Source organism: Anaerolinea thermolimosa (assembly GCF_001050195.2).
Lineage (GTDB): Bacteria > Chloroflexota > Anaerolineae > Anaerolineales > Anaerolineaceae > Anaerolinea > Anaerolinea thermolimosa.
In genome coordinates this window covers 612,670-626,771 of sequence record NZ_DF967965.1, presented here as the reverse complement: position 1 = coordinate 626,771, position 14,102 = coordinate 612,670, and the positions used below count along the sequence as shown (strand labels likewise).

7 protein-coding genes are annotated in these 14,102 nt (G+C 55.9%); 4 read left to right on the top strand and 3 right to left on the bottom strand.

Features of this window, described 5'->3' with window-relative positions; genetic code table 11:
- Nucleotides 1-61 precede the first annotated feature (61 nt).
- The 4 genes from ATHL_RS02870 (at nucleotide 62) to ATHL_RS02855 (ending at nucleotide 3,333) form a co-directional block, all read left to right on the top strand.
- A complete protein-coding gene (locus tag ATHL_RS02870) occupies nucleotides 62-880 on the top strand; it encodes a lipoate--protein ligase family protein (RefSeq protein ID WP_062189571.1) in 819 nt (272 codons plus the stop codon).
- 63 nt (nucleotides 881-943) lie between these two features.
- Entirely contained in the window at nucleotides 944-2,023 is a 1,080-nt protein-coding gene (locus ATHL_RS02865) for a PhnD/SsuA/transferrin family substrate-binding protein (RefSeq protein ID WP_062189568.1), read from the top strand.
- Nucleotides 2,024-2,054: 31 nt separating this feature from the next.
- Nucleotides 2,055-2,720 (top strand): SanA/YdcF family protein, encoded by a 666-nt coding sequence (locus tag ATHL_RS02860; RefSeq protein WP_062189566.1) that lies wholly within the window; start codon nucleotides 2,055-2,057, stop codon nucleotides 2,718-2,720.
- Nucleotides 2,721-2,760: 40 nt separating this feature from the next.
- Nucleotides 2,761-3,333 (top strand): HDIG domain-containing metalloprotein, encoded by a 573-nt coding sequence (locus tag ATHL_RS02855; protein ID WP_062189564.1) that lies wholly within the window; start codon nucleotides 2,761-2,763, stop codon nucleotides 3,331-3,333.
- A 20-nt stretch (nucleotides 3,334-3,353) separates the two neighbouring features.
- Here the strand turns inward: ATHL_RS02855 and ATHL_RS02850 are convergent, their stop codons facing one another.
- The 3 genes from ATHL_RS02850 to ATHL_RS02840 all read right to left on the bottom strand — a co-directional run bounded on the left by ATHL_RS02850 (nucleotide 3,354) and on the right by ATHL_RS02840 (nucleotide 14,102).
- Nucleotides 3,354-6,215 (bottom strand): DNA topoisomerase (ATP-hydrolyzing), encoded by a 2,862-nt coding sequence (locus ATHL_RS02850; protein WP_062189562.1) that lies wholly within the window; start codon nucleotides 6,213-6,215, stop codon nucleotides 3,354-3,356.
- 134 nt (nucleotides 6,216-6,349) lie between these two features.
- The gene (gene rpoC / locus ATHL_RS02845) at nucleotides 6,350-10,585 is read right to left on the bottom strand and encodes a DNA-directed RNA polymerase subunit beta' (RefSeq protein ID WP_062189560.1); all 4,236 of its coding nucleotides are present in this window, start codon (nucleotides 10,583-10,585) and stop codon (nucleotides 6,350-6,352) included.
- A gap of 211 nt (nucleotides 10,586-10,796) precedes the next feature.
- Nucleotides 10,797-14,102 carry an ATP-binding protein gene (locus ATHL_RS02840; RefSeq protein ID WP_062189558.1) on the bottom strand — a complete coding sequence of 1,102 codons (3,306 nt, stop codon included), beginning with the start codon at nucleotides 14,100-14,102 and terminating at the stop codon, nucleotides 10,797-10,799.

Below are 14,102 nucleotides of genomic sequence, written 5' to 3'. Positions count from 1 at the left end.
ACACATTACCTGAACACCCTCCCGATGAGAGATCGGGTATAATGGCGTCTTTAGAATCACCATGGAACTTTGGCGGCTGATCCTCCACCCCCCTGCACATGGTGCCTGGAATATGGCCGTTGATGAAGCCATCCTCGAGGCCTGCTCTGCCCATGCAGTTCCCCCTACCCTTCGGTTATATGCCTGGGATCCACCCTGTCTTTCTTTAGGTTATGCTCAACCCTCAAGTGATGTCTCCACAGAAGCTCTGGCGGCCCAGGGCTGGCATCTGGTGCGCCGCCCCACCGGGGGGCGGGCCATCCTTCACACCGACGAGCTTACTTATGCGGTCATCGCCCCCGCTGAAAACCCTGTGGTAGAGGGAAGTGTGCTGGAAAGTTACCAGCGCATCGCCCGAGCCCTCCTCACGGCACTCAATCAACTCTCGCTCCCCGCCCGCGCTGACCAGACTTACCCCCTGCCAGCGGGTACAGAGCGGAACGGCCCGGTCTGTTTTGAGGTACCTTCGAATTATGAGATCACTGTGAATGGGAAGAAGCTCATCGGCAGTGCTCAGTCTCGTAAACAGGGGGGCGTCTTGCAGCATGGCACCCTGCCCCTCACCGGCGACCTGACTCGCATTCTCCGCGGTCTATCCTTCGAGAATACAGAAAGCCTTCAGAGCGCCCGTACCCGCCTGCTCCAGCACGCCACCACTGTTGAAGCCGTGTTGAATCGCACCGTATCCTGGGAAGAAGCCGCCCGGGCAATGATCTCTGCCTTCGAAACCACCCTCGGCATCTCCCTGACCCCGGGGGAGCTTACCCCGCAGGAAGCAAACCGCGCCCAGGCGTTAATGGAGGAAAAATACGCTCATCCCTCCTGGACCTTCCGGGTTTAAAAAGCATCCCCTTTATTCGGAAACCCAACCTGCTCGCTGAAAAAAAGATATAATCCTCCCAGGATGGAACCTCAGCCTGCATCAATCCTGAGCAAGTTAATCCTTCGCACCCCCAACTGGCGGTCGCTTCTTCTCATGCTGTTGGTCATTTCCATGGCCCTGACGGGCTGTCTCAGTGCGACCCCCACCCTTACTCCCGGCCCACTCACCACACCCACACCAACCCCTCTTCCCACCGCCACTCCAACCCCTCAACCCCTCGGCCACCCCACCAACCCGTTAATTCTCGGTGTAGTGACCTTTGAAAACCAACCCGGCGTTGCAGAATCAACCGCCCGGCTGGCTGATCAGCTGGCCGAGCAAACCGGCCTCTCGGTTCAGAGCCTGCCCGTAGATTCCTACCAGGTCTTGTTAGAGGAATTTGGAGCACGTCATGTACACATTGCCTGGCTACCACCGCTCACCTATCTGGTAGCCAGCCAGCATGGACTGGCCAGGGCGGCCCTCCTCACCAGCCACTTTGGGGTGTATTTGTATGGCACCCAGTTTCTTGCCAATGCCTCCAGCGGTTTCACCATCTATTTCGATCCTGTACGAGGCGTCAACCTTGCGGATGCTCCCGAGGCCCTCTCTCAGTTCGATGGCCGCCGCCCCTGCTGGGTCGATCCTACCTCGGCCAGCGGGTACCTTGTTCCGGCTGGCCTGCTGGCCCTTCATGGAATTCACACCACCGAGCCAGCCTTTACCCGCTCACACGCCGGGGTTGTACGTTCTTTATATGTGCAGGGGATCTGTGATTTTGGTGCCACCTTTTCCATCTCAGGCGACCCACGCACTGCAACCACCGTGTTGAATGATTTACCTGATGCCCTCGAACGCATTCCCATCCTCTGGCGCAGTGAACCGATCATTCCAAACATGAATCTCTCGTTCATCACTGGTCTTCCGGAGAGCACCGAAAAACAATTGATCGACGCTTTTCTGGAGATCGCCTCCTCACCCGAGGGTCTGTCACTGCTTTCCAGTTCCGCTGGCGAATACCAGATTGAAGCCCTGAAGCCCATCGAAGACTCGCTTTATAATCCCCTGCGAGAGGCGCTCGATGCCCTCCAGGTAAACCTTAACGAGCTGATCGGAAAGTAACCCCCATCCCTCAAACACGACTATTAAACCAATGAAACTGCTCAGAATTCTCTTTCGCATCCTGATCTCTCTGCTGGCTCTCCTCCTTATCGGGCTTGGGCTTTCGCGATTAATCCTGGAAATTTACGCCAGCACACGCATCTACACACCCCGGGATCTTCCACAGGGCCGGGTAGCCATTGTCTTTGGCGCCGGGCTGTACCGCGACGGCTCTCCCACCCCCGTACTGCGCGACCGTGTGGCCACCGCAGCTCAGCTGTACTTTTCCGGTAAGGTGCAGAAATTACTCATGAGCGGAGATAACCGCTTCGAGTATTATAATGAGCCAGGAGCCATGAAAACTTACGCCATGCAACTGGGCGTACCCGAAGCTGACATCATCCTCGATTACGCAGGCCGCCGTACTTATGACACATGCTACCGTGCCCGATCTATCTTCGGCGTGCAGGAAGCGGTTCTGGTTACCCAGCGTTTTCATTTGCCCCGCGCCGTGTTCACCTGTAATCAGATCGGGGTGTCTGCACGGGGAGTCGCCGCAGACTTACGGCCATATCAGCGCCGCTCTCGCCTGATGTGGGCTTTACGCGAATGGTTGGCATCGCCAGTGGCCTTATGGGACGTCTGGGTCTCTCACCCCACCCCGGTACTGGGAGACCCCGAACCAATCTTCCCTCCTGAACAGGCCAGCTTACCTTGATCAGCAAAAATAACCATCACAGAGGAGGTTTGGTTACATCATGGAACGCCAGCAGGCATTGGATATCATTCACGAATACGTTAAAAACCCTTCGCTCATTCACCACATGCTTTCGGTTGAAGCCGCTATGCGTTTTTATGCCAGCCAGTTCGGTGAAGATGTAGACCTCTGGGGAATTACCGGTCTGCTTCACGATTTTGACTGGGAGATTCATCCCACCCTGGAAGAACACCCCGTGCTGGGCGCTCCCATTCTGCGCGAGAGGGGTGTGCCTGAAGTCATTGTCCGGGCAATCCTCTCGCATGGCGTGGAAACCGGCGTGCCGCGCGAGTCACGCATGGAAAAAGCGCTTTACGCCTGTGATGAAATTACCGGTTTAATCACCGCTGTGGCTCTCGTTCGTCCATCGCGCTCTCTTTACGACCTTACAGCCCAGTCCGTCAAGAAAAAATGGAAAGATAAAGCCTTTGCGGCTGGCGCTAACCGCGAAGAGATCGCCCACGGAGCCGCCGAGTTCGGCATCGAGTTGTGGGCACATGTGGATAACGTCATTCTGGCCATGCGTCAGATTGCTCCCCAGCTCGGGCTGGAAGGTTCTCTGACCCAATCCTGAGCGCCCGCCGCGGGCAGCACTCAGGGCAAACCCTGCTTGCGTTTTCGGGTACGCGGAGGGGTTGGTTCAAGACCAGGGAGGGGCCTGGCCTCTGCTTCCTGAGGGGTTGAAGGTGGCTTTTTCCGTCTGGAGCTCACCGGGGCGCCAGAAGGCGCTTCTGCATTCCCGGATGAGCGCGTTTTGCGAGATGGCGTTGAAGAAGGCTCAACCTCGGAACTTTTTTCAGCAGAGGCTTTTCTCCGGCGCGACGGCTTTTCAGTGGTTTCGGCCACCTGCGTATGCGAAACGGACGTGCTCGTCTTTTGCCCGCCGGATACAGGGGCATTCGAGGCGGTCTTCTCAGTTTTTCTTCCACTGGCCTTTCTGCCCGTAGGGGTTTCTCCATCCGGCTCTTTTTTCCTCCGGCTTACAGCCTGAGTGGGAGCAGGCTTAGCTCTCTTTTTCTCACGGACTGGCTCTTCAGAGGGCAGCTGCTGACCTTCTGCAGGGAGCATTCCCACCACCTCGTCACCACTGCGTACAGCAATTACTGCTGTGCCTTTGCCACCTCGTTTTCCAACCGGGAACTCCGCCATCTTCATTTTCCGCAGGCTCCCTTTGAAGAATCGCACCATCACGGCTGATCGTGCCGAACCCATGACCGCGCCCACCACCTCGCTCCCTTTGGCCGGGCGGCAGGCAATGACCCCTTGCCCGTAACGCCCCTGAAGCGGGAATTCCTCAGCCTTGACCCGCCAGCCTGTACCATCAGAAGCCAGGAGAGCCAGTTCCGCTTTCTCGGCCCACCGCACCAGCGCAGTTACGGCATCGCCCTCCCCCAGTTTAATCCCCATCACCCCGGCTGCTACCAGCCCCATGGGGCGCACCTCTCCTTCCGAAAACCGAATTGCCATTCCCTGGGCCGTGATGAGCCCCACTTCATCCGTTCCGCTGGTGACCAGTCCGTCCACCAGTTCATCATCCGGATTAACTCTGACCAACAGGAAACGTTGGGATGAAGGGCCAGGTAGCTCGGTCAGAGCTGACTTTTTCACCAGCCCTTGTCGTGTGGCCGTCAGAATATACCCCGTCTCATCGGTGCGCCCTTGCGGCAGGCAGAACAGAAAAGCCAGCTCGCTTTCAGCGGTCAGGGCGCTCACTTTTTCAAACGGCACCCCGGCTTCCAGGGTTTCAACTTCAGGAAGAGAATGCACAGCCACTGCCGAGGCCTGTCCCTGACGATTGACCAGGTAAAGCGTATCGTGCGTAGAAGCATATACCAACCGCCAGGGTGATCCCTCAGGGGGGGTATCTCCATGCGAGCACCCAATTTTACCGTCCACGGTAATCCCCACCCACCGATTCTCCGCCGGGGTCAGGTCGGTAGCCGTAAGCAGGCTTCGGGCCGAACTGCCTTCACCCAGGGAGACAATCTGGGTACGCCGCCGGTCGGCATAAGCCTGCCGCACATTATTCAATTCCCCCTCCACCACTTGGCGCATTTTCTTGGGCGATTTAAGCAGCGTTTCCAGCTCTTTGATCAACGCCATCACTTCTTTGTACTCTTCTTCGATCCGCTTGCGCTCCAGAGAAGCCAGTCGGCGAAGCTGCATTTCTAAAATGGCCTGGGCTTGAATTTCAGTTAAAGAAAAACGCTTCATCAACCGGGTTCGCGCCTGATCTGCGTCGGGTGAGTTGCGAATCAATGTGATGATCTCATCCAAATTTTTCAGGGCAATGCGCAGCCCTTCAAGGATATGAGCGCGGTGCCTGGCACGCGCCAGATCAAACTCGCTTCGGCGCCTGACCACCGTGAGCCGGTGCTCCAGGAAAACCCTCAACGCCTGTTTCAGATTGAGTAAACGCGGTTCTCCATCCACCAGCGCCAGCAGGGTGATTCCCAGTGTGGTTTGCAGCGGGGTTCGCTGGTACAGGGTGCGGAGCGTATCTTCAAACTCCACTCCCTGTTTCAGTTCAATCACAATACGCATTCCCTGCCGATCCGATTCGTCGCGCAGATCGGAAATACCATCCAGGCTTCCATCTCTCGCCAGCTCGGCAATTCTTTCGATCAGGCTGGTTTTATTCACCTGATAAGGTAATTCGGTAATAATCAGACGGCTTCGCCCACGCCCGGCTTCTTCCACATGCACCCTGCCACGCACAGTCACCCGGCCTTTTCCACTCCCGTAAGCCGAAAGCAACCCGGCCTCCTGGGCTTCCTGGAGAATAATCCCACCGGTGGGGAAGTCGGGGCCTTTAATAAACTGCATCAGGTCTGGAACCCCCACATCATCCAGCCGCTCCCACTCTTCCAGCATAAAATTAAGCGCGTCAATCACCTCGCCAAGGTTGTGCGGCGGAATGCTGGTTGCCATACCAACGGCGATCCCGGACGCTCCGTTCACCAGAAGGTTTGGAATCGCCGCCGGAAGCACCTCAGGCTCGCGCAGGGTGCCATCAAAATTATCCACAAAATCCACCGTATTCCGGTCCAGCTGGATGAGCAGTTCGGTGGCAAAACGCGTCAGGCGCACCTCGGTGTAACGCATGGCAGCCGGTGGGTCACCATCAATCGATCCAAAATTTCCCTGCCCATCCACCAGGGTGTAACGCATGGTAAAATCCTGGGCCAGCCTGGCCATGGCTTCGTAAACGGCCACATCACCATGTGGGTGGTATTTCCCCAGCACTTCTCCCACCACGCGCGCCGACTTTTTAAACGTCGAATCAGGGCCAAGGTTCAAGTCGTGCATCGCGTACAGGATGCGCCGTTGTACAGGTTTAAGACCGTCCCGTGCATCAGGCAGCGCCCGCGCCACAATCACGCTCATGGCGTAATCGAGATAAGCCTGCTGCATCTCCTGATCAATATCCACCCGCTTAACCAACCCAACTTCCATTCGAATGCTCCTCATGACTGCAATATTCAACACCCGGTGGCATGTTTATCTTACCACAAATGGAAATTTGTTCTATCTTTTGAATCAAAAAAGCGCAGGCTTTACCCGCCTGCGCTTTTCCTTTACCAACCGGGTCAATCACCCGCCGAGACCGCTTCCAGTGGCGCCTCAGGAGGTTTCTCCCCCGTCTGTTCTTCCTGGAATCGTCCACGCACAAAGCCGGTACCGGCCGGGATTAACTTCCCGATGATGACGTTTTCCTTCAGGCCGTAGAGGTTATCTTTCGTACCGGCAATAGCCGCCCCTGCCAGCACTTTGATGGTGTGCTGGAAGGAAGACGCCGAGAGGAAAGAATCGGTGTTCAAAGAAGCCTTCGTTACACCGAGAAGGATCTCGGTAAAGCGAGCCGGTTGTTTCCCGTTCGCCACCATCCGTTCATTCGTGCGGCGGATCTCCAGGCGGTCTACATAATCCGCTGGCAGATACTCCGTATCGCCCGGGCGAATGACCTGCACCTTGCCGAGCATCTTACGGATGATCACCTCAAAGTGTTTGTCGTTGATGTTCTGACCCTGAGCCCGGTAGACTTTCTGAATCTCGGTCAGCAGGTACATGGCACAGGCATCACGCCCTTTGATGCGCAGAATCGTATGCGGGTTCAACGAACCTTCAGTGAGGGGCGTGCCCGCTTCGATATGCTCACCATCTTTCACCGTGAGCCGGGCAGTGCTGGGAATTTCGTATTCCGCACTGTCGCGCTGTTCATAGGAAACAAAAACCTTTCCCTCTTCCACGCGCACCCGTCCAGTGTGTTGAGCGGTGATGCTGGCCTCTCCCATCGTGGCAATGGGATCACCCAGAGACACCACTGCTTCATCTTTGACGATAACATTCCACCCTTCAGGGATGGTGTATTCATCGCTGATCATTTCACTGTGTTCTACCCGCACCAGGCGTTGATCGCTATACCGATCGGACTGCATAATCCGCACCGTGCCGGAGATTTGCGAAATGATGGCTTCACCCTTGGGGGTGCGGCGGGCTTCGAAAAGCTCTTCCACGCGCGGAAGACCCGTAGTAATATCGCCACCCGCAGCCACACCACCGGTATGGAAGGTGCGCAGGGTCAACTGTGTACCCGGTTCACCGATTGACTGAGCCGCCACAATTCCCACCGCCGAACCGAGTTCGGCCAGTTTTCCACGCCCAAGATCCATGCCATAACATTTAGCACACACGCCATGAATTAATTCACAGGTCATGGGCGAGCGCACTTTCACTTCATCTACATTGGCCTCTTCGATCTTGCGCGAAAGATTATGGTCGAGGATATCGTCACGCTCTGCAAGCACCTCTCCAGTGCGCGGATCTATCACCCGGGCAGCCACTACCCGCCCAAACAGGCGTTCACGGAAGGACTGGCCGGCCACATCATCCGCTTTACGGATGAAAATCCCTTCTTTGGTACCGCAGTCATGCTCATTGATAATAATATCCTGCGCCACATCCACCAGGCGGCGGGTGAGGTAACCTGCATCGGCGGTGCGCAGAGCAGTATCCGCCAGGCCTTTGCGCGCTCCATGCGTGGAGATGAAGTATTCCAGGGTGGTCAATCCCTCGCGGAAGTTCGAGGTAATGGGCAGGCGGATGATGCGCCCTGCCGGGTCGGCCATGAGTCCGCGCATACCAGCCAGCTGGGCAATGGGGCCAAAGCCGCCCTTGGTCGCGCCAGACAACGCCATGGTCGAAAGGTTACCGTTCGGGTCCATCGATTTTCGCACTGTATCGGCCACAACTTTGGTCGTCTGTTGCCAGATGTCGATGATTCGCTCGTTGCGCTCCTGTTCCGTCAGCAGGCCGCGGCGGAAGGCCCGGTTTACCTGTTCTACCGATTGCTGAGCCTTGGAGATGATCTCCTCTTTTTCTTCCGGGATGGTAATGTCGGAGACGGCCAGCGTCGCGCCAGATTTCATGGCATATTCAAACCCAATATCCTTGATCAGGTCAGCCACTTCGGTGGTGACTTCCTGCCCGCAGACCTCCAGCACATCACCAATCAGGTCCTTCACCCCGCCTTTATCGAGCTTGATATTGCGGAAACGAACCCGATCAGGCAGAATGCGGTTGAACAATACCCGTCCCACAGTGGTCTTGAAAATCCGTTTTTCAGGCGCAGGCAACCGCTTATCATTTTCGTCATACCAGGTTTCGGTCATCAGGTTAATGTGGGTATGCACCCCCACCTGCCCAAGCTGGTACGCCAGTTCTACCTCATCCATGCTGGCGAAATATCGTCCATCATTGGGATGATTGAGATGGTCATCCATGGTGAGGTAATACACACCCAGCACCATATCTTTCGACGGACTGATGATCGGCTCCCCATCCGCCGGTTTAAGCAGGTTGCGAGAAGAAAGCATCAGGTTGCGTGCTTCCCACACAGCCCTCTCAGAGAGAGGTACATGCACTGCCATCTGGTCACCATCAAAGTCCGCATTGAAGGCTGTGGTCACCAGCGGGTGAAGTTGAATGGCACTTCCTTCAATCAGCACCGGTTCGAAAGCCTGAATGCCCAGGCGGTGCAGCGTAGGCGCGCGGTTTAGCAGCACAGGGCGTTCCTTAATCGCCTCTTCCAGCACCTCCCACACCTCGGGGCGGTTACGCTCGATAAATCGGCGTGCACCCTTGACATTGGCCGCATAATTGTGCGCCACCAGTTTCGAAATCACAAACGGGCGGTAAAGCTCAAGCGCCATCGTCTTGGGCAGACCGCACTGGTGCAATTTAAGCTTTGGACCCACGACGATCACCGAGCGCCCGGAATAATCCACCCGTTTACCCAGCAGGTTACGGCGGAAGCGCCCTTTCTTCCCCTTGAGCATGTCGCTCAACGACTTCAATTCACGGCGGCCACGGCGAGAAAGCGCCTTACCCCGCTGAGAATTATCGATCAGTGAATCCACCGCTTCCTGAAGCATGCGTTTTTCATTACGCACGATGACATCTGGCGCACCCAGCTCCAGCAAGCGTTTGAGCCGGTTATTGCGGTTGATGACACGGCGGTACAGATCGTTAAGATCCGATGTGGCAAAACGCCCACCGTCCAGCTGAACCATAGGACGTAAATCGGGCGGAATCACCGGTAAAACCGTGAGCACCATCCATTCCGGGCGGTTACCCGAACGCCGGAACGATTCAACCACCTTAAGGCGGATGGTGGCCTTCTTTCGTTTTTGCTTGCTCTTTGAAGTGCGCACCTCATGCCATAGTTCAGAAGCCAGTTTATCCAGGTCAAGCCGGCGTAAGATATCGTAGAAGGCTTCTGCGCCCATATCTGCCCGGAAAACCTGCCCCCAGCGCTGTTTCAACTCTCGGTAGCGGCTTTCGGTGAGGAACGTGAAAGGATGAAGCTCCTGCAATTCATCGCGCAGACGGGTGTTTTGCCCCTGAGAAATGACCGACTGATCCTCCAGCTGATTGCGAAGCATTTCCATCTGCTCATCAGCCTCGGCCCGTGCCTTCTGCGCTTCCATGGTGATCTGTTCCAATTCCAGCTGCAGCTGGTTGCGCACTTCCGCTTCCAGCTCATCCAACCGCTCTTTGACCGCGCGTTGAATGGTGGCAATGTGATGGGCATTAACGGCCTCACCCGCCTCAACAATCGTCACTCCGGTGGCCTCAAAGACCAGTGGCTTTGGCATGACCTGCCCCATCTTTTCCTGCAGTAAAGCTTCCAGCCGCTGCCCTTCGCGCATGACCGGCTCCAGCTTCATGGCGATCAGCTCGTCTGAGCGAGCCTGTAATTCGGCCTTTTGTTGATTCAATTCCGCAATTCGGCGGTCGCGGTCAAGCTTTACCTGCTTAATCTTTTCGTTGATCTCGTTGGCCTGCTCGCGTTCCGAGATGCTGATCTCATCTTCCAGCCGCTTAAGGGCCTTCTGGCGGGCATCTTCATCAACGTAGGTGACGATATACTGCGCAAAATACAGCACCCGGTCAAGGTTGCGGCGAGAGATATCCAGCAACAGACCCAGATAGGAGGGAATACGCCGGGTATACCAGATGTGCGCCACAGGCGTTGCCAGCTCAATGTGCCCCATGCGCTCCCGGCGCACCGAAGAGCGGGTTACTTCAACTCCGCACTTGTCACAAACAATACCCTTATATCGAGGGTTTTTATATTTTCCACAGTAACACTGATAATCGCGAGTCGGGCCAAAGATGGCTTCACAGAACAGGCCATCCTTTTCTGGGCGCAAACGGCGATAATTGATCGTTTCGGGTTTCAGAACCTCCCCGTAAGACCAACTGCGGATCGTCTCTGGCGAAGCCAGGCTGATACGTAGAGCGGTGAGACCTTTGGTTTCCACTAAAGCGCCTCCTGTTTGGAACCAGTCAGTTCAAGAAAACAACACCAGCGCACAGGGAACCTTTCCCTTGCGCTCTGGTGAACAGATCAGGGCTCATATACAATATGCATGCGATCTGTAATTATAGCACGATTTTACAATATTTCCAGCCCTTTTTAACCGTTTTCGTACATTCCATCCCGGATTGGATCGCACCTGTTTTCCACTTCAATCAGAGCCGGTCTTCATGAAGTGCTTCTTCGGATTGAGGTTGACGCACGGGGAACTCCAGTGAGAACACACTCCCCTTTCCAAGCTGGCTCTCCACCCAGACTCGCCCATTATGGCGTTCCGCGATCGATTTAACAATCGCCAACCCCAGCCCCGTGCCGCGCTGCTGATGAGCCTCCCGCCTTCCACTGCGGTAGAATTTTTCGAACAGCCGGGGTAAATCGAGTGGGGCAATCCCGATCCCGGTATCAATGACCTGAATCAGCACCGAGGAGGGTCTCTGCTCCAGCCGCACCTTTACCTTTCCGCCAACCGGCGTGTATTTAATGGCATTTTCCACCAGGTTATAAATGGCCTGCTGAACCAATGCCCGGTCTCCCTCGATGGTCATCGTCTCCCCCGCGGCTAAGCCTTCCTGATCCAGCGTCAGCTGCTTCTGTGCCGCCTGTGCCTGCAACGACTCAATCACTTCATCAATCACCCGTTGAACGATGACCTTTTCGATCTGTAAGCCAACCCCGGCTTCGATCCGCCCCAGATCGAGCAGATGGTTGACCAGCCGCGACATCGTATCCACCCCCCCGATAATCTTTTGAATGTAACTTTTCTGCTGATCGTTTAATTCCCCGATCATCTGCAGCATTGCCGCATAACCGCGCATCAGGGTGAGGGGTGACCTCAGGTCATGCGACACTGTGGCTACAAAGTCTGATTTCAATTGATCAAGTTCTTTGAAGTGGGTAATGTCTCGTAACATGCATATATATCCCACTTCCCTGCCCTCAACCTGCACATCTGAAACGCTGGCATAATACGTCCGTCCGCTCGAAAGGCGAATTTCTTTGGCATTGACTCGCCGACCGGCCGGTGTAGTTAACCAATCCGCCAGTTCCTGCGAGGCAACTACTTCCCGGACTGGCCGCCCTTCTTCAGCCACCTTCACCAGGTCACTGGTTTGTAACGCGGCCTGGTTAAGCAGTAACAGATGAGATTGTTCATCGAAAACCAGCACCGGCTCAGGGGTTGATGCCAGCACAGCTTCTAAACGCTGACGCCCCACTTCAGCCTGCGCGTAGAGGCGTGCACTGAACGCCGCCAGTGAAATTTGCCCCGCCAGCGTCGTCAGAAACCGGATCTCTTCCTCCGTAAAGACATGCGCAGATTCATAGGCCAGCCAGAACACCCCAAAATACCTGTCTTTATGACGCACAGGCAAAGCGATTAATGCGCCGGGAACAGGCCGGTCAGCTGGCGGGTTAATGCGTCGCATCCTCATCGGCGTTGGGATAATGATCGATTCCTGATGACGCACCAGCTGATAAAGCACTGAATCCAGATGGGCATACCGCTGAGTTGCCTCTCCCTGGCCAAAAGCTACCGGCTCTGCCAGGTGAGGGTCAAGCATCACTTCGTTCGTTAAAACAATCCGTGCCGAATCCACCTCGTGTTGCACAGCAGCTCGTAAAATGGGCTGTACAGCATTTTGAATTTCCAGGTTGGCAGCCACTCCCTGGCTGACCACCAGCAGGTGGTTGAGTTCATCCAGGCGCAATTTGAGGCTGACGCGCATCTGTTCAAAGGAAGCCGCCAGCTGTCCAATCTCGTCTTCACCCTTCACCCGCACAGGATGGTCCAGGTCACCCCGGGCAATCAACCCCGCCTGATATGCCAGCATACGTAAATTGCTCGATATCGGCCCCAGGGTTAGCCTTAACAGGATAAAAGCCGCCGCCGCCAGCAGCGCGAGGATCACCAGCAGGGGTACGGCAATATTCAAAGCCACCTGCTGGGTATACTGAGCCGGAACCGCCATGACAATAGCCCATGGACGGTCATCAGCACGGTAATAATAGGTATAACTTCGCGTGCCATCCGGCAGAGTATCCTGATAAAACGCCACCGGCGCCTTCGGAATATTCTCCAACACCTGCGGGGTAGTCGGATCAACCGGGTAGACGATCGTTTGATTTTCGTCCAGCAGATACCCCTGCCCGTTCATTTCGGCCAAACCATCGACCACCGCAATTAATGGCCTGGCAAACGGGTTCGATTGTAAATCCGTATATCCGATCAGCACCCCTGAAATCTCGCCTTGACTATCTTCAATAGCCGCAAGAAACATGACCACCGCAGAGCGTTCTCCGGCCGGGGGTTTGATCGTATACGTCTGCGAAAGCACTCCCCCCAGTGCCAGTTCAATTCCCTGCTTTTCCTCACGGGAGAGTTCTGCGCCAGGGCCGCTCTCAGAGCGAGGGTAACTTCCAACTTGCCGCCCGGCAGCATCCCACAGAGTCAATTGCCGAAAAAAAGGCACTGAGCGCATCCGCGCGGCCAGAGTCTGTTCAACTTCATCCGGTGCAAGAGAAAGTAAATCGGGGGTGGCCATGGAAATAACCAGACTTTGCCCCATGTCCAGAAAATAGGGCAGGCTGTCCATGGCCACCCGAGCTGTACTGGAAAGGCGTTCTTCCACCATCCGTCGTGCGGCCTTTCCGGCCACAAGCCAGTCGCCCAGGGTCAACGTCAAAGACAGAACCACCACAAACGGAATCGTGCCAAGGAAAACACGGGTCTGAAAATTCGACTCGGCCGGCGAAGGTAACCACGGTCCGCGGCACCCCCACCAGAGCGGCATGGTGAGAAAACAAACCTCGCCGATCACGCTCGCAAGCATCAGCTCCAACCCGCGCATCAGAATGATCTCCCACGTCTGGGTCAGAGCATAATCCAGGCGCACTGCCAGGGGCGCATTGACCGCCAGCAGTGTCGTAAGCATGAATATCGGGCTATACGCAACGGCAAGCACCACCGCCGCTCCCAGAGGATGACGGATGAGCCGGTAAAACCAGGTGCGGTAACGTTGTCTCACAGCGCGGCTGAACAGCAAAGCCAACCCGGCAATTTCCAAAGGAGCAAAAGGGCTATGGGTGGTATATAAACCCAACATCAGCCCTGCCGCTCCACCCAGAATCACCGCCGGTAAAGGTCCCAGAAAGCCAGCCGCCAGCACCCAGGGTAATGCCGCCAGGAACATCAGCACTGGCTCACTGGCATTGGAAGGCACCCCTGGTAAGGGAAGCGTCTGCCCGTGAAATTGCAACCCCGCTACAGTAGAAGTAAAGGGAATCGCCAGTGCCAGCGCTACCAGAAGCCCCCAGCGGCGGCGCAACACCCCGGAAGGTTCTTCCCACCATTGCCTTAAACCAAATAACACCAGCCCGGCAAGCATCAACCAGCCCAACATGCCGGTTAAAGACAGGGGTAAAAAGTAAGGTTGTGTAGCAAACAGGCCAGCGATGAACTTCAT

Bases quoted from the DNA above. Each gene is read 5' to 3' on its own strand.
- ATHL_RS02860 (WP_062189566.1), top strand. From the start codon at position 2,055: ATGAAACTGCTCAGAATTCTCTTTCGCATCCTGATCTCTCTGCTGGCT.
- ATHL_RS02865 (WP_062189568.1), top strand. From the start codon at position 944: ATGGAACCTCAGCCTGCATCAATCCTGAGCAAGTTAATCCTTCGCACC.
- ATHL_RS02840 (WP_062189558.1), bottom strand. From the start codon at position 14,102: ATGAAGTTCATCGCTGGCCTGTTTGCTACACAACCTTACTTTTTACCC.
- ATHL_RS02850 (WP_062189562.1), bottom strand. From the start codon at position 6,215: ATGGAAGTTGGGTTGGTTAAGCGGGTGGATATTGATCAGGAGATGCAG.
- ATHL_RS02855 (WP_062189564.1), top strand. From the start codon at position 2,761: ATGGAACGCCAGCAGGCATTGGATATCATTCACGAATACGTTAAAAAC.
- ATHL_RS02870 (WP_062189571.1), top strand. From the start codon at position 62: ATGGAACTTTGGCGGCTGATCCTCCACCCCCCTGCACATGGTGCCTGG.